Origin of the sequence: Rhizobium subbaraonis (assembly GCF_900220975.1) — a bacterium.
Classification (GTDB): domain Bacteria; phylum Pseudomonadota; class Alphaproteobacteria; order Rhizobiales; family Rhizobiaceae; genus Mycoplana; species Mycoplana subbaraonis.
Window position 1 is genome coordinate 1 of sequence record NZ_OBQD01000045.1, and the last position, 16,571, is coordinate 16,571.

The 16,571-nt window shown below is 62.6% G+C and carries 17 protein-coding genes and 3 pseudogenes; 8 read left to right on the forward strand and 12 right to left on the reverse strand.

The genetic code is table 11. The annotated features are described in order from the left end of the window. The first annotated feature begins 197 nt into the window (after positions 1-197). The 5 genes from CRO48_RS30300 to CRO48_RS30320 all read left to right on the forward strand — a co-directional run bounded on the left by CRO48_RS30300 (position 198) and on the right by CRO48_RS30320 (position 2,753). Positions 198-854: a SprT-like domain-containing protein gene (locus CRO48_RS30300; RefSeq protein WP_097143374.1), complete on the forward strand. Its 657-nt coding sequence runs from the start codon at positions 198-200 to the stop codon at positions 852-854. A 74-nt stretch (positions 855-928) separates the two neighbouring features. Beyond that, positions 929-1,588: a nucleotide-binding protein gene (locus tag CRO48_RS30305; protein WP_097143375.1), complete on the forward strand. Its 660-nt coding sequence runs from the start codon at positions 929-931 to the stop codon at positions 1,586-1,588. Then, positions 1,585-1,923: a chromosome partitioning protein ParB gene (locus tag CRO48_RS30310; RefSeq protein WP_210202049.1), complete on the forward strand. Its 339-nt coding sequence runs from the start codon at positions 1,585-1,587 to the stop codon at positions 1,921-1,923. Before CRO48_RS30305 ends, CRO48_RS30310 begins: the two co-directional genes overlap by 4 nt. Before the next feature lie 133 nt (positions 1,924-2,056). Continuing rightward, complete coding sequence (locus CRO48_RS30315) at positions 2,057-2,440, forward strand: type II toxin-antitoxin system RelE/ParE family toxin (protein ID WP_057352992.1); 384 nt, start codon at positions 2,057-2,059, stop codon at positions 2,438-2,440. Beyond that, positions 2,421-2,753, forward strand: a complete 333-nt coding sequence (locus tag CRO48_RS30320; RefSeq protein ID WP_057352993.1) for a helix-turn-helix domain-containing protein — start codon at positions 2,421-2,423, stop codon at positions 2,751-2,753. Before CRO48_RS30315 ends, CRO48_RS30320 begins: the two co-directional genes overlap by 20 nt. A 93-nt stretch (positions 2,754-2,846) precedes the next feature. Here CRO48_RS30320 and CRO48_RS30325 read toward each other — a convergent pair whose 3' ends face one another. From CRO48_RS30325 to CRO48_RS30340, 5 genes and pseudogenes are all read right to left on the reverse strand, one after another. Then, positions 2,847-3,500, reverse strand: coding sequence for a HEPN domain-containing protein (locus CRO48_RS30325; protein ID WP_342588300.1), 654 nt, complete (start codon positions 3,498-3,500; stop codon positions 2,847-2,849). A 12-nt stretch (positions 3,501-3,512) separates the two neighbouring features. Continuing rightward, positions 3,513-3,806, reverse strand: coding sequence for a nucleotidyltransferase domain-containing protein (locus tag CRO48_RS33440; RefSeq protein ID WP_342588301.1), 294 nt, complete (start codon positions 3,804-3,806; stop codon positions 3,513-3,515). Then, a pseudogene (locus CRO48_RS30330) lies at positions 3,793-4,002 on the reverse strand (type IV secretory system conjugative DNA transfer family protein); the annotation flags it as partial. The gene CRO48_RS33440 and the pseudogene CRO48_RS30330, both read right to left, overlap by 14 nt. A gap of 8 nt (positions 4,003-4,010) precedes the next feature. Then, positions 4,011-4,316 (reverse strand): mobilization protein, encoded by a 306-nt coding sequence (locus CRO48_RS30335; protein ID WP_097143376.1) that lies wholly within the window; start codon positions 4,314-4,316, stop codon positions 4,011-4,013. Between the two features lie 12 nt (positions 4,317-4,328). Beyond that, positions 4,329-5,102, reverse strand: a complete 774-nt coding sequence (locus CRO48_RS30340) for an NYN domain-containing protein (RefSeq protein WP_097143377.1) — start codon at positions 5,100-5,102, stop codon at positions 4,329-4,331. A gap of 278 nt (positions 5,103-5,380) precedes the next feature. Here CRO48_RS30340 and traA point away from each other — a divergent pair, with 278 nt between their 5' ends. The 3 genes and pseudogenes from traA to CRO48_RS30360 all read left to right on the forward strand — a co-directional run. Continuing rightward, on the forward strand, positions 5,381-9,034 hold the full coding sequence (gene traA, locus CRO48_RS30345) for a Ti-type conjugative transfer relaxase TraA (RefSeq protein WP_176526955.1): 3,654 nt from the start codon (positions 5,381-5,383) through the stop codon (positions 9,032-9,034). 12 nt (positions 9,035-9,046) lie between these two features. Then, a complete protein-coding gene (locus CRO48_RS30350; RefSeq protein WP_097143379.1) occupies positions 9,047-9,802 on the forward strand; it encodes a DUF6118 family protein in 756 nt (251 codons plus the stop codon). A 405-nt stretch (positions 9,803-10,207) separates the two neighbouring features. Further along, positions 10,208-10,470, forward strand: a pseudogene (locus CRO48_RS30360) (helix-turn-helix domain-containing protein); the annotation flags it as partial. Between the two features lie 345 nt (positions 10,471-10,815). On the opposite strand, the gene CRO48_RS30365 reads toward CRO48_RS30360, so the two are convergent. The 7 genes and pseudogenes from CRO48_RS30365 to CRO48_RS30395 all read right to left on the reverse strand — a co-directional run. After that, positions 10,816-12,120 (reverse strand): solute carrier family 23 protein, encoded by a 1,305-nt coding sequence (locus CRO48_RS30365; protein ID WP_097143380.1) that lies wholly within the window; start codon positions 12,118-12,120, stop codon positions 10,816-10,818. Beyond that, complete coding sequence (locus CRO48_RS30370) at positions 12,117-12,770, reverse strand: isochorismatase family protein (RefSeq protein WP_097143381.1); 654 nt, start codon at positions 12,768-12,770, stop codon at positions 12,117-12,119. The genes CRO48_RS30365 and CRO48_RS30370 overlap by 4 nt, the downstream gene beginning before the upstream one ends. A gap of 51 nt (positions 12,771-12,821) precedes the next feature. Then, complete coding sequence (locus tag CRO48_RS30375; RefSeq protein WP_097143382.1) at positions 12,822-13,853, reverse strand: M29 family metallopeptidase; 1,032 nt, start codon at positions 13,851-13,853, stop codon at positions 12,822-12,824. Between the two features lie 27 nt (positions 13,854-13,880). Then, complete coding sequence (locus tag CRO48_RS30380) at positions 13,881-14,660, reverse strand: alpha/beta fold hydrolase (RefSeq protein ID WP_097143383.1); 780 nt, start codon at positions 14,658-14,660, stop codon at positions 13,881-13,883. 10 nt (positions 14,661-14,670) lie between these two features. After that, positions 14,671-15,420 carry a maleate cis-trans isomerase family protein gene (locus CRO48_RS30385; RefSeq protein ID WP_097143384.1) on the reverse strand — a complete coding sequence of 250 codons (750 nt, stop codon included), beginning with the start codon at positions 15,418-15,420 and terminating at the stop codon, positions 14,671-14,673. Positions 15,421-15,526: 106 nt separating this feature from the next. Beyond that, the gene (locus tag CRO48_RS30390; protein ID WP_245423720.1) at positions 15,527-16,138 is read right to left on the reverse strand and encodes a TetR family transcriptional regulator; all 612 of its coding nucleotides are present in this window, start codon (positions 16,136-16,138) and stop codon (positions 15,527-15,529) included. Between the two features lie 178 nt (positions 16,139-16,316). Next, a pseudogene (locus CRO48_RS30395) lies at positions 16,317-16,485 on the reverse strand (transposase domain-containing protein); the annotation flags it as partial. Between the last annotated feature and the right edge of the window lie 86 nt (positions 16,486-16,571).

Genomic DNA, 16,571 nt, shown 5'->3' on the forward strand with positions numbered 1-16,571 from the left:
CCCCGCGATCACGGTGAGCGGAAATCATGTGTTTCCCGTCACCTGCAAAATGCCCTTAGCGTGTATTAATGTAGAAATGACCACAGAGCCCCGGAGCAAGGGGCAAGGGCTGCGCTCAATATGAAATCATGTAAACATGCTTGCATGTAAGCGCAAATTGTGCGATTGTTGTTTCGTACGATACAAAAGAGGCCGCCATGTCCCCCGCCAATCCGACCGCGAAGACCTATGCTGCGCTGAATCGGGCGTTCGATTTCTTCAATGACCGGCTTTTTGGCGGCGAGCTGCCGCCCTGCCTCGTGACCTTGCAGCGGAAGAACAAAGCCTATGGCTATTTCGCTGGCGGCCGGTTCGGATCGAAGGACGGCGCGGAGATCACCGACGAAATCGCGTTGAACCCGTCGCACTTCAAGAGCCGGACGGACGAGCAGAGCCTTTCCACCCTCGCCCATGAGATGGCGCACCTTTGGCAGCACCATTTCGGGAAGCCCTCGCGGAACGGCTACCACAACAAGGAATGGGCGGCGAAGATGCACGCGATCGGCCTGCACCCTTCCGACACCGGCCGACCTGGCGGGAAGGAAATAGGCCAGTCATGCAGCCATTACATCATCGAGGCCGGCCCCTATGCCCGTGCTTTTGCGGAGCTGGCCGCTCAACCTGACTTTTCAGCCCTCTATGTCGAGCTTTGGGACGACGCCGACGCCCGGAAGAAGCGCAAGGCGAAGTCGGCCAGCAAAACCCGCTACACATGCCCGAACTGCGAGCTTCACGCCTGGGCGAAGCCGGGCGCGCGCTTGGTTTGCGGGGAGTGCGACGAGCCTATGGCGGCCGAGGACGGCGACGACGATTAACCGCCCATAAACATAAACATGCTTACATGCTTGCGAGAAAGCATGTAGGTTTCCTTGCATGAAAGGATGAAACCATGATTACAGTAGCGTTCTGCACGCAAAAGGGCGGGACCGGCAAGACAACGATCGCGACGGCGCTTGCGGTCGCGGCGCATCAGGCCGGGAAGAAATCCGCCTTGCTCGACCTCGACCCTCAGACGAACGCCGTCAACTGGTTTGACCGGCGAGAAGGCGATGGCCCTGACGTTGCCTCGATCCAGCCCGGCGCTATCCCGCGCTCCTTGGACGCCTATCGCGGCCTTGGCATGGATTGGGTGTTCATTGATACGCCCGGCAAGATGGACAGCGCCTCGACCGAGGCGGCCAAGCACGCCGACATGGTGTTGATCCCGACCCAAGCGCAGATATTTGCGATCGACACCTTGGAGCCTCTAAAGCGGCTGCTCGACATGGCCGGCAACCCCCCGGCCTTTGTGGTGCTAAATCTCGTGCATCCGAACGCCGGGGGTAGGGCGGCCGACGACGCCGCCGCGATCACAGAGCGTTTCAACGTGCCGGTCGCGCCCATCCATCTGTCGCGCCTGAAAGCCTACGAGGATGCGCCGGCCCTGGGGCAGACGCCGCAAGAGCTGGAACCGCAAGGACGTGCCGCCCAAGAAGTCGCCGGCCTGTTTAGCTTCCTTTCAGAGCAGGCAAGCATGATTACAGGTAAGCATGAAAGGATGAAAGCATGAGCCGCAAGCCTTCCCTTCTGGCGACCGCGATCAAGACGGCGGAGCCGCCGGCGGCCGAGCCAGCAGCTCCCGCCCTTTTCGACACGCCGACCGAGCCGAAGCGGTCGGCTCGCGGCCAGCAGTCGGCCGGAACCTACGTTCCGCCGTCGCGGGCGAACAAGAGCGCCAAAACGCATCACCTGCCGCCGGCCTATTGGGAGACGCTGGAAGAACTCAGCTTCCGAACGCGCGACGACAAAGGCAAGCGGGTTACGCAGGAGCGGCTTGTGGCCGAGGCGCTGAACCTGCTTTTCGCGAAATACAATTTCCCGGTCGTTCGAGAGGATGGGGAATAGCGGGCAAACATGCGTACAGGTAAGCATGTAACCATCCGCCCCCGGCCGAGCGGGCCGGCCGGGGGCTACCGCCGAGCTAGTAGGCGCTTGAAACTATAACAATATGCACTATAGTTGCTATAGCGGAGGTTCCGTGCGGATTTTCTTGACCAGAGGCGTTATGCGGTTCGCCCGCCGGCAACGCATTGCCGACGCCAGCTTGAGCGAGGCTATCGAGCGGGCCGAGCGTGGCACTATCGACGCCGATCTTGGCGGCGGCCTCATCAAGCAGCGCGTGGCGCGGCCTGGTCAGGGGCGCTCCGGCGGGTATCGGATGATCGTCGCCTATCGGGCGGCCGGGCGCGCGGTGTTTCTGTATGCGTTCGCCAAGAGCGACCGCGATAACATTGACGATGACGAGTTGGCGGCCCTGCGCACGATCGGGGCGAACTGGCTTGCAGCGTCGGCCGAGCTGGTCGGGCAAGCCATTGAGGACGGAGATTTGAAGGAGATCGAGCATGACGACGACGAAGCCTAGCCGCCTTGTCCGCGAGATCGCGGAAATGGCGGACGCACAGCGCCGCCTTGGGATCATGGACGAGGCGACCTATGAGAAGATCACGGCGCGGCACCTTGGAGAGAAAATCTTGCCGACTGAAACGCCAATGACCGGCGCGGAGGTGCGGGCCGTGCGCGAGCGGGCGCACCTCAGCCAAGCCGCGTTCGGCCGCTATCTCAATGTGACGCCCGGCTATGTGTCGCAGCTTGAGCGCGGCGAGGCGCAGGCCAAAGGGCCGGCTCTGGCCTTGTTGAACGTGATCCGGCGGCGGGGCATCGAGGCGCTGCACTAACCCTACGGGCCAATATGATAAGAGCTGGCCGGCCGGGGCAGGGCGCAGGACGCGGCGATAGCCGCGCCGGCCCGGAGGCGAACGCACTCCCATCTAGTGCCGTAGTGAGCCGGAGGGCCGCCAGTAACAAAGCCCCGGTGCGTCAGCACCGGGACCGTCGAGCCGGCCGGCGCAGATCGGGGCGACGGCCTCTTGCAGCGCCGTCACACGGTCGACCAGCCAGGTCAATTCCTCGCCGGTGATTTCATAGGCCGGGGAATAGCGCGCGCCGACATAGGCGCGATCGAGGCGGGTAAAGCAGCGCTTGGCGAAACGGGTATCGCGCGGCCACAGGGCGATGAGCTGCGGCGCAAGCCGCTCCGCATGGGAGCGCAGGAAAGTCAGCTTGTGCGATTTGGGGCTGTAGAGCGCCAGGACGAGCAGGACACAATGATAGAATCCTTCGCTCGCCTGGTGCAGAAGGAACGCGGCCTGCCTGCCGTGTCCGTCTTGTAGGGCACGCTTAGCCAGGTCGAGGAAGACGCTGGCATTCGGAAACCAATGCTCGTAATGCCGTCTCGCTTCGGCGCGGGCTTCCTCCGGCGCGAGGTTCACGGGGGAGGCGAGGGGGTGGCCGGGAGCCTCATAGAGCACGATTCCGTCGCGGGCTATGTCCACGAAGAAGGGCCGGCCGCGCCTAAGCTGGTCGTTCACGTCCATGATGGTGTGCACGATGAAGTTAACCGGCGTTGCCAGGTGCTTTGTCACGGTCAGCTCAGCCTAGAACCGTTCAGCGGCCTTTTCCCAGGCTTCATGTTGCTCCGCAAAGCTGTCGTAGTTGACGACGACGAGCACGTCATAGTCGGAGCGATAGCCGCTCTTGCGATCCTCGACCCAATCGCCGCGCGCATAGGAGCCGAACAGGATCAGCTTGAGGATGCGGCCGCGCTTGCCCTTCATGGAGAGCTTGGTTTTCAGGGCATCGTCAAATTCATCGAACAGGATCGCGGCGACCCGTTCCAGCTCGCGGCGCTTCCTGTCGGGCAGATGGGCGAGGCGTTCAGGGAGCGTCATACAGCCCCCGGAACTCGGAATCGGCGTAATAGGCCAGCTTGCCGGCGACGATCGGCCGTTGTCCGGCCAGGAACAGCAATTCGATGTTCTGCGGCATGTTGCGAACCTCATCCGGGGTAAGCAGCGGCCGGGCCGTGTGTTGCTCGCCGTAGGTGATTCCGGTCTGTTCGGCATCGAGCGCCCGGCTCATGGTCCGGACCTGACTCATGAAGCGGCCCCCTCGTTGCTCCCTGCGCTTGGCGCGTGCGGGGCTTTGCCGAGCAGATCGGCAAACAGTTCCTTGTCGCCGTCGCGCGTCAGGAAGTCGGGCAGCTCGCGGCGCAACCAGTCACCGAGCCGCTTGGTGAAATCGGGATCGTTGGAGTTTTCGAGTCGATGCAGAACGAGCGCGCCGAGCAGCACCTTGCGGCGCGTGTCGTTCGCGCGCTCCTGTTTGCCGAGCCTCGCTTTGAGGCTGGCGCGCTGCGCGTCCAGTTCGGCCAGCCGCTGTTCGATCGTCTTGCGCGCCATGTGTCGCTTCCTCTATTTCGCGGGACGGGTGGTAGCCTTATTCTTGAGGCGAACCATGATGATTTTTGGGTTGTCGCCAATGCGCTCGACCTCGACAATGCCAGATGCCTCCACCAACTCGGAGAGACGCGGGAAGCCGAAATTGCGTGCATCGAAATCGGGCGATTGTTTCGCAAGGTGCGCGCCGACGCGGGCGAGATTGGCGCGGCCGTCTTCATCGGCCGAGGCCGTGACAGCCTTCGTCAGCATTTCCAGGGCGGCACGATCGAGCGTCGCTTTCGCTGGTGCAGGTTTGGCAGCGATCGCTTTGGGCGCGGCGGCTTCCGCTTCCTTTTGTTCCCCGGCCGCATTGAGCACGTCGAAATATACGAACTTGTCGCAAGCGGTGATGAAGGGGCGAGGCGTCCTGCGCTCCCCGAAGCCATAGACGGTGACGCCTTGCTCCCGGATGCGGGCGGCGAGGCGAGCGAAATCACTGTCGCTTGAGACGATGCAGAAGCCGGAAAAGCGGCCGGTATAGAGCAGATCCATTGCGTCGATAATCATCGCGCCATCGGTCGCGTTCTTGCCGGTTGTGTAGGCGAATTGCTGGACCGGCTGGATAGAGTGTTCCAGCAGGCACTCTTTCCAGCCGTTGAGGTTCGGCTTGGTCCAATCGCCATAGATGCGCTTGACGCTGGCGGTTCCGTAGTTGGCGATTTCAGCGAGAAGGCCGGCGACGATCTTGGACGAAGCATTGTCGCCGTCGATCAGAAGCGCCAATGCCGGGCTATTGTCATTTGCCATCTTCTTTTCCCTCCGCTGGCACACCAGACTATACGAAGACACGCCCGGCTCAAGTGTTTCCTCCGTAGAACCTCATGCGATCTTGCAAATCTGACGGTTCTGCCGCAAAATCCGGGCTTCAGTTCATTGCATCGAGCTTGCCGCAAACGCCACACCGAGCGACGAAAGAGCGAAGCGATTGAGTTGAGAAGGGCGCACTTACGAGTTACTGCGTAACTCAGCGCACCATGGGCAGGTCGGCCAATGAGAAAGATGAAGCGGTAGCGGAGAGATCGGGGTTGGCGATCTACCATTTGAGCATGAAGCCAGTTTCGAGGGCGAGCGGTCGTAGTGCCGTCGCTTCGATGGCTTATCGTGCCGGTGAGAAGCTGACCAACGAGCGCGACGGCATCACGCATGACTACACGGCGAAGCAGGGTGTGGAACATGCGGAGATCGTCTTGCCCGAAGGTGTTTTCGCCGACTGGGCGCGGGATCGGTCGGACTTGTGGAATGCGGCCGAGTTTGTCGAGAAGCGGAAAGACGCCCGCGTCGCGCGGGAATTTGAGATCGCCTTGCCGCATGAGCTTTCGGCCGAGGAACGGCTAGAGGCAACGCGGGAGTTCGCGCAGGAGCTGGCCGATCGCTACGGCGCGGCGGTGGACTTCGCCATTCACGCGCCGCACGATGCCAGCGACGTTCGCAATCACCACGCCCATGTGATGATGACCACGCGGCAGGTGACGGAGGACGGTCTAGGCGACAAGACCTATCTTGAGCGCGAAAACAAATGGCTGTTGTCGAACGACCTGCCGACGACCGACATGCAGCTTCTCGACATTCGCCAGCGGTGGGAGGGGATCGCGAACGAGCGGCTTGCGATGGCCGGTCTTGATATTCGCATAGACCATCGGTCGCACATGGAGCGCGGGCTTGAGATCGCGCCGACCGAACATATGGGCGTCCATGCCACGCAGATGGAGCGGCGCGGCCTCGACGTGTCGCGGGCGCGGCTGGACGAGGAAGCGGCCCGGCGCAATGCCGAGCTGATCCGTGAGAAGCCCGAGCAGGTTCTAACCCTCATTACCGGGGAAAAGAGCGTGTTCGACCGGCACGACGTTGCGCGGGCGCTGCATCGCTACATCAACGACGACCCGCAGGAGTTTAGAAACGCCTTTGCGAAGGTGATGGCCTCGCCGGCGCTGGTCGAGTTGCAGCCCGAGCGCGCCCACGTAGTGGGGGACCATGCAACGGGCGAGATCGAGCTTGCGCGGTATTCGACGCGGGAAATGGTCGAGATCGAATCCGGCATGATCGAGAGCGCGCAGCGGATGCACGGCGCGCATGGTCATGGCGTCGATCGCCGGCATGTCGATCGCGCCATAGAGCGGCAGGACGCCGCCATTCAGCGCAGCGCCGGCGATGCTTCCGCCCGGCTGTCCGACGAGCAGCGCCGGGCGATCGAGCATATCACCGGGCCGGAGCGGATCGCGGCCGTTGTCGGTTATGCCGGCGCTGGCAAGTCCACCATGCTCGCGGCCGCGCGCGAGGCGTGGGAGGCCGAGGGCTATCAGGTCCACGGCGCGGCCCTGTCGGGGAAGGCGGCCGAGGGCTTGGAGGAATCTTCCGGCATCCAGAGCCGCACCCTCGCGTCATGGTCCCGCAGTTGGGAGAACGACCGGCATCCGCTTGGCCGCGGCGACGTGTTCGTGATCGACGAGGCCGGCATGGTCGGGAGCCGCCAGCTCGCCCGCTTCGTTGGTGAGGCCGAGGCGCGCGGGGCGAAGATCGTCCTTGTAGGCGACCATGAGCAGCTACAGGCGATCGGGGCCGGCGCACCGTTCCGGGCGATCACGGAGGAAATCGGCCATGCCGAGCTTTCCGAGATACGCCGGCAGCGCGTGGACTGGCAGCGGGAGGCGTCGGTTGACTTCGCCACGCACCGGACGGCCGAGGGGCTGGCGGCCTATCGGGATCATGGCAATATCAGCTTTGCCGAGACGGGCGAGGACGCGCGCGGCCAGATCGTGCGCGATTACCTTGCCGACCGCGACGAGCGTCCGGACGGCACCCGGGTTGCGATGGCGCATCGCCGGGCCGATGTTCGGGCCATCAATGACGCGATCCGGACGGAGCTACAGGACCGGGGCGAGCTGGCGCGCGGGGAAGACGCCGGCGCGCTGACCTTCCAGACCAATGACGGAAAGCGGGAGTTCGCACCGGGCGACCGCATCGTATTCTTGGAAAACAGCCGCGACCTTGGCGTGAAAAACGGGATGCTAGGCACCGTCGAGCATGTCGAGGCCGGCCGACCGGGTGCCGGCCCCATGATCGTCGTGCAGCTCGACGGCCGGGGCGGCGATAGCGTCAGCGTCCCGATGGGCGATTATCAGGCGATCGACCACGGCTATGCAACGACGATTCACAAAAATCAGGGCGCAACGGTCGATCGGGCCTATGTGATGGCGTCAGGAACGATGGACCGGCATCTAACCTATGTTGCCATGACCCGGCATCGTGACGGGGTGCAGCTTTATGTGGCGCAGGACGAGTTCACCAATGCCGGCCGGCTGGTCGAGCATGGGGCCGCGCCGTTCGAGCACAAGGAAGGCAACAGCCAGAGCTATTTCGTGACGCTGGAAAATGACAAGGGCGAGCGCCGCACCCTATGGGGCGTCGATCTTGAGCGCGCCATGAAGGCTGCGAAGCAGGCGCCAGAGATCGGGGAGAAGATCGGCCTTCAGCATATGGGTTCCATGCCCGTCACCTTGCCGGATGGCACCGAGACGCACCGCAATACATGGAAGGCTCAGGACGCCGGCGAGCTGGCCTATAGCCAGCTAGAGCGCCGCCTATCCCGGTCGGGCGTGAAGGAAACGACGCTCGATTATACCCGCGACTTTGCCGAGCGGCGCGGGATAGCGGAGCAAATGGCCATCCGCAGCGAGATGGAGATTCCGCGCGAGCAGCTTTCCCAGGAGCGGGCCGAGCTGCGTCAGGACAGGGACTCGACGGCCGAACACCCTGCCGAACGGGAGCGCATTGAGGACCGCGCGCCGAGATCCTCGCAAAAACTTGGTGCAGATCTCGCGCAGGATCTTCATGCGGATCCTCGCGAGGATCTCGCCGCCGATCGGCAGCAGCACCGCAATCCGTTCGAGGGTCTGAAACTTGGGCGCGGCGTGGCCGCCGAGCAGCCCGAGCAGGGCCGCGCCGGCGAGGACGGGCCGCAGCAGGCCGAAAAACAGCGGGGCGGCATGTTCGCCGGCCTCAAGCTCAATGCGCGTTCTTCGCCCCCTCAGGAGCGTAGCGAGCGGCCGGAAAGGGAAGGGAGCTTGCGGCCGGCGCCGGCGCAAGATCGGCTTGCCGAGCGGGCGCGGCGGCAGTCGCCGCTTGAGGCGGCCGTTGACCGTTATGTGCGGGCCTATCAGTCGGTTGACCAGCACCGGCGCGAGGGCCTGCCGGTCCTCGACATGCAGCGGCAGGAAATGCGCGGGGCCGGGCAGCAGCTCGACCAGGTGCGCGACGGTATGAACGAGCTGATGCGCTCGACCCTGCAAAACGACCCGCAGACGGCGCGCGCCATGACCGAGCTTTCCGGCCGGGACCGTGTCGCCCATGTCATTGAGGGGATGAAGCGCGAAAACGCCGCGCTGCAAGACCCCAATGTCAGGGCCGAGCGGTTCGTGAACCGCTGGCAGGAGCTACAGGGCCAGCATCAGCAGCTTCGCGGCTGGCAGCACGACGAGGCGCGCGGCAAGGTCGAAGGCCAGATGGATGGCCTGACCAAGAGCCTAGAGCGTGACCCGCAGGTAGAGTCCATCCTGCGCAATCGCAGTCGGGAGCTTGGAATCGGGCATGAACTTCACCGGGAGCAGACCGTTGCCCGCGCGCTGCAAGAGGAAATGACACGCGGCCAGCGCCTCAGCCGGGGCCATGGCATCGAAATGTAGGCAGGAGAGAGCATGGCGGAGCTGGACGACGACAGGGAAGGATTGCCCGAAGCACTGGACGAGGACGCCGGCGATCCGGCCGCCGCCTTCGACGCGCTACGGCAGACCGTGGAAGGTCTTGCCGGCGACCTCACGCGGGAGATGACCACCATACGCAAGGGTGTGGAAGCCGCCTTTGAGGAATTTGACCGGCAGGGGCCGGCGCAGGATTACAAGCCGGAGCTGGCTCAGATCGTGCAGCAACTCGCCCATGTTGCGGAGCGCCTGCACGGCGTCGAGCAGTCGCCCATTCTCCGGCAGGGTGCGCAGCATTATGCGGCCGCGCTCGAGTGTAGCGGCGAGGGCCTGGTGAGGACCGCCGTGCAGCAGCTCGAGCGCCAGGCGGCCGACCTCGAGCGCGCCGGCCGGAACCTCGGCGCCTACACGAAAAGCGCCTACGACCGGAAAAGTCAGGATTTCCGCATGTGGATGGCCGGCCTTATCGGGCTGTTCGTCGGCATATTCCTGATTTTGCTGTTGCCGCGCTTCCTGCCCTTCTCGGCCGACAGCCATGTTGCGGCGCTCGTCATAGGTCAGGACCGATGGAACGCTGGCGTCACCATGATGCGGGTGGCCGATCCTCGAAGCTGGCGCAGCGTGGCCGATTCCTCGCAGCTCGTGCGAGGCAATGCCGAGGCGATCGGCCAATGCGCCGAGGCCGCGCGCATGGCCGACGTGGATCAGCGATGCACCATTATCGTGAAAGCACCCGTCAGGCAGCAAAACTAAAGGAAGGATTGGAAAGCCTAAATCATCATCAAGAATCTCTTCAGACGGAGCAGGTCAAATCTATTTCGGCACGGACGTGCTGGCCGCAATAATCGCCTTGTTTGTTCCGGGAATGACCGCGCTGGAAAGCGCCGTAAATCAGGCGCTTGCTTTGATGCTTCGTCACCTTCCTACAGGTTCCCCTTGCCGATCCTCGTTGCCATCCTCGTTCAGTTCCTGCCGGCCGATCCGATGTTGTGCCTTGGCGCCCTGTTCGCTGACGCCCTGCATTGACTACGTTGTGACGTTCTCGCATTTGGGGCGTGCGGATGCGCGGCTAGAGCACGTCCGGGTATCGATGAATCGATTGTGATGTGACGCGCTGGCCGATTTTTGCTTCAACATCCGCTTTGACGGAGGTTGGTTATTGCCAGAGCACTCGGCGAAGATTTGCGGTTGCGTGTCTTGAAAGCTGCGGGTGAAGGGGCATCGGCCGGCAGGCGGCATCTCGATTTGGCGTTGGAGTATCGAGCGCGATCCGCTGGATCGCACGGGCGAAGATCGGCGAACTGACACCGCGACCCCAAGGGCGACGGCGCGGCTCGCGCCTCGACGGATATGCAGACTTCATCATCGGGATGATCGAGAAACGCAAGGACATCACGTTAAACGAGATGGTCGAGCGCCTCGATAGCGGACCCCGCTTCGGGTCCGATCTACGCCAGCCAAAGACCGAGCGAGGCAAACCAGCCAATCATTGCTTCCGGCCAATTTGTGACCTCGGCTTCGCGAATCGTCTTGCCGCTTGCTTAGACAATGCAAATGTCTCGAGTATTCCAATGACACGTTGATCCCCGCATAATGGTCATGTCTCCTCGACGTTTGTAGCGGGCCAGTCCCCGGCTCCGTTCACACCATCGGTGTGGGGAACGACCGCTGTCTCGCCAAGCACTCCGCAATCTGCAAGCAGCCCCGCCGACCGATAGCAGATAGAAGAACGGCCCCACGAAGGGGCCATTGAAAAATTATGCCCGTCAATGGAGGATAGGCTTGCATTGTGCTTCGCTTCGATGTCGGATGCTCAGTAGCTGATAGGCGATGAGCGCCGCGAAAGTGGCCGTTCCGATACCGCCAAGTGCAAAACTGCCGATATTGAGCGTGAAATTCCCCGAACCGAAAACCAGCGTGATACCGACGGTAAACAGGTTGCGCGGCTCCGAGAAATCGACACGATTATCGACCCAGAGCCTGATCATCGCCGCAGCGATAAGACCGAAGACGGCCACGGCCAGACCGCCCAGAACCGGCGCTGGAATGGTGCGCAGCAACGCCCCGAACTTCGGCGAAAATCCAAGCCCGATCGCCACAAGCGCAGCGATAACGAAGACGAGGGTGGAGAAGACCCGCGTCACCGCCATCACGCCCATGTTCTCCACATAGGTCGTCACGCCCGTTCCGCCGCCCGACCCTGAAACCATCGTGGCAATGCCGTCGCCAAGAAAGCCCCTGCCGATAAAGCGGTCCATGTTCTGCCCGGTCATTGCGCCGATAGCCTTGATGTGGCCGAGGTTCTCAGCAATCAGGATCAGCGCCACCGGTGCGATCAGCACCATCGCTTCGGGAACGAATTCGGGTGTGCGGAATGCGGGCATGCCGAACCACGACGCCTGCGAAAGCTCCGAAAAATCCACGGGAGGCAGGAGCCCCATACCGTTACCCATCACGAGAACCGCCACATAGCCGATCGCGATACCGACCAGGATCGACACACGCCTCAGCGCCAACGGACCGAAGGTGGAAATCACCGCGACGGAGAACAGCGTCAGCAACGCCACAATCACATGAGGTCCGGTGCCCTGCGTTCCCTGCACGGCCACGGGCGCAAGATTGAGCCCGATGGCCGCCCCGATGGCCCCTGTGACAGCCGGCGGCATCAGCCGCTCGATCCAGCCGGTTCCGGTAACCATCACCACGACGCCGATCAGGGCATAGAGCGCGCCGGCGGCGATGATACCGCCAAGGGCCGGCCCGATATCCGGGTTGGGACCAGTCCCTGCATATCCCGTCACGGCAATCACCACGGCAATGAAGGAGAAGGACGATCCAAGGTAGCTTGGCACCCGTCCGGCCGTGCAGATGAAGAAGATCAGCGTGCCGATGCCCGAAAACAGGATCGCCAGATTGGGATCGAACCCCATCAGCAACGGCCCGAGGATCGTCGAACCCGACATGGCCACAAGGTGCTGTATGCCCATCGGAACGGTCGCCGCCCATGGCAGGCGCTGCTCGGGCAGGACCGTCTCGCTGCGAGCCACCGGCCAGCGTGGAAAATAACTCATGATCTACCTCCCTGGGCCTCGGTCTTGCCGGCAAGCCCGCCTAACCATTGCAACACATCCGCGGCATCGGTCACGTCCGCATATTTCTGATCCATGTCGTAGAGATTTGCCTCGTGCGGCGCTGCCGCGCGGTCGGCACAACAATCACGCGGAACGAGGACATTGAAGCCCGATTGCACGGCATCGACGACACTTGCCCGCACACAGCCCGAAGTGGTCGCGCCTGTGACGATGAGCGTGTCCACCCCTGCCCCCGTCAGCAATGCCGCAAGGCCGGTTCCGAAAAAGGCGGAGGCCCCCTTCTTGACGATCACCGTATCCGCAGAATGAAATCCGGTCGCCGCATCGATCTCCACCAGCCGCGATCCCTCGATGAGGGCTGCCATTCCAGCAGCCTTCCGGAGCCAGGGCAGTTTGTCGACCTCACCGGAGTGATAGGCGATCGTGGTGTAGATGACCGGAAACCCGGCAGCGCGTGCGGCATCGGTGATGCGACGGGTCTGGGCGATCTCTGCCGTCATGTCCGCTGCGGTGGGATAGGTCGTATCCGTGAAGCCATAGGTGAAGTCCACCACCAGGACAGCCGGTCTTCGTCCACGCGGCACGGCATGGCCGAAGCCCGCCGCCGCATAGACCTTGTCTTGCGTCATTCTTGTTCCCCCTGAAAAAAGGCGGCCCCGAAAGAGCCGCCATCCTGAAAGTCAGTTTCGCTTCATCTGGATTTCCTTGACGACGATATCGCCGTCAACCACCACCGGTTCGTCATCCAGAAAAAGCGAGCAGCTCCGCATCGGAATGTCGAGGTGACAGGCCGTATCGTTCGGGCCTCCCAACTCGTTGTTGGGGCCGGTCGAGAACATCACATTCCCGTAGAAGCTGCGTGGTTCCATGCCCATACCGCCGGGAAACTCTCCCGGAACCATGCGATGCCACTTGGCCTGCGGGTTCATGCCCCAGCCGACATGGCTCATGCCCTTGCCGCGCTCGTCGTTGAAGTCGGCCATATACGACTTCACCAGTTCCGCATCGAGCCCACCCCGGATATCGGTGATCCAGCCCTTCTCGATGGTGTAGACGATCGGCTCGCGCACATAGATATTCTGCGGCAGCAGGATATCTCCCGGCGCAACGACGATCTGCCCGTCGACGCCATCGTCGTCCCCGCCGGTGAAGACAAAGCCGGACGGCCAGTGATCCCAGCGCCCGGGCGTGTCGTTGCAGGCATATTCCGCCATGGTGGGATAGGTGTTGAGCTTGTAGGTGACATCCGTGCCATGCGCAGAGGTGATCCGCATCACCTTGGCCTTTTCCAGCATGGCGGCAGCGATCTCCACCTTCTCGCGCAGCTCGGGATACGGAAGCATCCGGGCAAGGAGTTCAGGCGGTTCCACCGCCGTCAGAATGCGTGTTCCCGCCGCCTGGATCGCGAACTGTTCCGGCGAGAACAGAAGAAACACGCAATCGATCAGCATGTCGCAGTTCTTCAAGGCCTCCACGGCATCCGGCAGCGCTGCAAGGCCGGTTACCCCGACATTCCAGCCTCCGGTCGGCAGGGGGGCCGGCAGGCGCATGTGATACATTCTCGCACCGAGCCTTTGTCCCGCCGCCATGAAGGCGTCGGCATAGTCGAGGCGGTCATTGCCCTGTGTCAGCACGACGAGCTTCTCGCCCTCGTGGACACCGGACATCTTGAGCTGATGCAGGCAGATTTCAGTGAAACTCGCGTGATCCATCGGATCGCTCCCATAGTGGTCTGTCGTTCAGTCGGCTCGGAAGTCCATGACGGCAGCAAGAAAACCCTCCAGGTCGTCCCAGGGGATCATGTGGCCGGCCCCATCCACACGGCGGATTTCGAGATGGGGCATCAATTCACGGGCTTCCGCCTCGTCCTCGGGCAGAACCACCGTCGCGCCGCCGGCAATCACCAGTCGCGTCGGCATCCGGATCTTCGGCATGTCGGCGTGAATGTCATCCGTTGCGAAGCCGTCGAAGGCGATGCGGATGGCGCCCCATTGGCAGGTGTGCAGCCATTCGGCGCGCAGCGCCACCTGCTCGTCTGTCCAGGTCGGGCAGAAAGCCCGCATCTCCCCGACGCCACACCCATTCTGGGCAAGTCGGATCGAATCTCCATACCAGGCCCAGTTCGCGGGATAAGGCCGCCTGTTCGGCCCCGACATGGGGGGATCGACCAGGACGAGGCCGCCAATCGGAGCGGCATTGCGCGCGGCGGCGCGGATCGCTGTCCGAGCCCCCATCGAATGGCCGAGAAGAATGGGTTTCTCCATGCCTTCGGCCAGGGCGATCGCATCGTCCGCCATGGCATCGAGCGTATAATCGAGATCGCCCGCCTCGCTCAGCCCGCGCCCGCGCACGTCAAGCACATGCACGTCGAACCGCTCCGAGAGCCGTTCGGCCACGAAACCCCAGGTGATTGCGGGCGAGGTGATACCGGGAATGAGCAGCATGGCCGGCCCCTTCCCCGGATAGTGAAGCAGATGCTGGCGGATGCCATTGGCATGAACGTTGTAGCCGCGTGCCATCTGAGCCCCCTCAATATGCGCCGGAAAGCAGCGTGCCGCCGCCCGGAACCCTGGTCTCGACCTGAAGCGCGCGCAGCATCTGCCATGTGGTGGCGATGGCAGCGGTGACAACGGGCTTTCCCGTTCGAGCTTCGACCATCGGCACAGCCGGAAGAGACGGCATCTGCACGCAGGCAGACAGCACGACCGCATCCACATCGTCGGTCTTCATCCCGGAAACGATCTCCGGCAGCTTCATCGGATCGTGCGCGGCAACGGCGAGATTGTCGGAAATCTCGAGGGCCCGCCAATCGCTGACCTCGATGCCCTCGTTGCGGATATAGTCCACCACCATCTCGGTCAGCGGTTTCATGTAGGGAGCGACCACCGCGACGCGCTTTGCGCCCATGGCCCGCAATCCCTCGATAAGCGCGCCGGCCGACGTCACCACAGGCGCAGGCGCGCCATTATCGACGGACACCTGGTGCAGACGCGGCCCCGAGACACAGTGATACCCATGCCCCATCGACATGATGGCGACGAGGCAGGCATAGCCCATCACATCCACACGCGCGTCGCTCAGTTCCAGGGCGCAGCGGTCGCTATCGGCATCCATCGCCGCCAGTTCCTCCTTCGTCACATGCTTCATCCGCATGCGGGAGGAATGAAAGGTGAAGCGCTCGTCGCCTACGCTTTCACGCGCCCGCAAAAGCGCGGGGATTTCGGTTTCCATCGTCACGTTCGAGCTCGGAACGATCTGACCTACGCGGAAATGCCTCATGGAATTGAACCTCGGGTTGGAAAGCTGAACCGAGGATAAATTACAATTCTGTATAATTGCAAGCCCGAATAATTTTTATCGGCCGCGCAAAACCCGGAACAGCCCCTCAGGAGACTGGAGCGGCAAGCCCCGCAGCGAGAAAGGCGACGAGCTCGCGCAGCATGGATTCCCGGTCAATTTCGCCGATCTGCCCATCTGTGAGATCGTTGAGGCGCCCCACATCGTTGAGCATGAAAAGATAGGTGCCGACGAGAAAGGCCATGCGCAGGCTGAGGACCGGCCGGGGAATATCCGGCAATGCCTCCGAAAGTGCCTGAATATAGCGTTTGACCGAGGCGTCGTAGACCTCTCTGCGCAGGCGCAAAGCATGCTCCTCCGGCTCCGCATGCAACCGCGCCTGCAGTTTCACGAACGCCGCGCCGTTCGGGCCGCTATGCTTCATATCCCATTGCGGTCGCAGGTAAGCCATAATGATTTCAGGGGCTTGAAGAGGTTCCCCACGCGCAAGAAGCTGATCGAGCTGTACGTGCCGCGCTCCCGAGATCAGCCCGCCACGTCGGCGAAAAACCTCATCGAAAAGGCATTCCTTGGTGCCAAAATAATAGCGTATAAGAGCCTGGTTGACCCCTGCCGCTCCAGCGATGTCGCGCAGCTTCGCCCCCGCGAAACCTGCCTCCGCGAAGGCAATCTCCGCCTGATCGAGGATCACGTCACGCATGTCCTCGCCATCCTTGGGGCGGCCGGGCTTACGGCGGGTCTCGCTCCTGGGAACGCTCATGAGAAGCCCTTTTGTGAATCTTAGTCCCGGTTCTGGCAGCAGCCGAAAGAAGCCGCAAGACGCAAATATTATTAGAATGAGTAATTAGGCGGGGTGAGGTCGTTCAGGCTGTGTAGTTTCAGGGCATGAGTGCGTTGATCTCGCTGCTGGGCCAGCCGGTAGCGATGCGCTCAGGGCTTTGTAAGCCAAGCCTGCGGATCCACGTTGTTCATCTTCGCTGTCTGAAGGAGCGTGGCGATTGTAGCCCAGGTCCTGCCCTCGCCGTCGCTGCCGGCGATTAGAGCGTTTCCCTGACTGAGTGAATCTGCGGGTCTTTGCAAATCAGCCGTGTTCTGATTCAAACTATCTGCCGATGGAGGTCGGCAGGTATGTC

Excerpts from the sequence above, each read along its gene's own strand:
- CRO48_RS30300 (WP_097143374.1), top strand. The coding sequence starts at position 198 with ATGTCCCCCGCCAATCCGACCGCGAAGACCTATGCTGCGCTGAATCGG.
- CRO48_RS30305 (WP_097143375.1), top strand. The coding sequence starts at position 929 with ATGATTACAGTAGCGTTCTGCACGCAAAAGGGCGGGACCGGCAAGACA.
- CRO48_RS30310 (WP_210202049.1), top strand. The coding sequence starts at position 1,585 with ATGAGCCGCAAGCCTTCCCTTCTGGCGACCGCGATCAAGACGGCGGAG.
- CRO48_RS30320 (WP_057352993.1), top strand. The coding sequence starts at position 2,421 with ATGACGACGACGAAGCCTAGCCGCCTTGTCCGCGAGATCGCGGAAATG.
- CRO48_RS33440 (WP_342588301.1), bottom strand. The coding sequence starts at position 3,806 with ATGACGCTCCCTGAACGCCTCGCCCATCTGCCCGACAGGAAGCGCCGC.
- CRO48_RS30335 (WP_097143376.1), bottom strand. The coding sequence starts at position 4,316 with ATGGCGCGCAAGACGATCGAACAGCGGCTGGCCGAACTGGACGCGCAG.
- CRO48_RS30340 (WP_097143377.1), bottom strand. The coding sequence starts at position 5,102 with ATGGCAAATGACAATAGCCCGGCATTGGCGCTTCTGATCGACGGCGAC.
- CRO48_RS30350 (WP_097143379.1), top strand. The coding sequence starts at position 9,047 with ATGGCGGAGCTGGACGACGACAGGGAAGGATTGCCCGAAGCACTGGAC.
- CRO48_RS30365 (WP_097143380.1), bottom strand. The coding sequence starts at position 12,120 with ATGAGTTATTTTCCACGCTGGCCGGTGGCTCGCAGCGAGACGGTCCTG.
- CRO48_RS30370 (WP_097143381.1), bottom strand. The coding sequence starts at position 12,770 with ATGACGCAAGACAAGGTCTATGCGGCGGCGGGCTTCGGCCATGCCGTG.
- CRO48_RS30375 (WP_097143382.1), bottom strand. The coding sequence starts at position 13,853 with ATGGATCACGCGAGTTTCACTGAAATCTGCCTGCATCAGCTCAAGATG.
- CRO48_RS30380 (WP_097143383.1), bottom strand. The coding sequence starts at position 14,660 with ATGGCACGCGGCTACAACGTTCATGCCAATGGCATCCGCCAGCATCTG.
- CRO48_RS30385 (WP_097143384.1), bottom strand. The coding sequence starts at position 15,420 with ATGAGGCATTTCCGCGTAGGTCAGATCGTTCCGAGCTCGAACGTGACG.
- CRO48_RS30390 (WP_245423720.1), bottom strand. The coding sequence starts at position 16,138 with ATGCGTGACGTGATCCTCGATCAGGCGGAGATTGCCTTCGCGGAGGCA.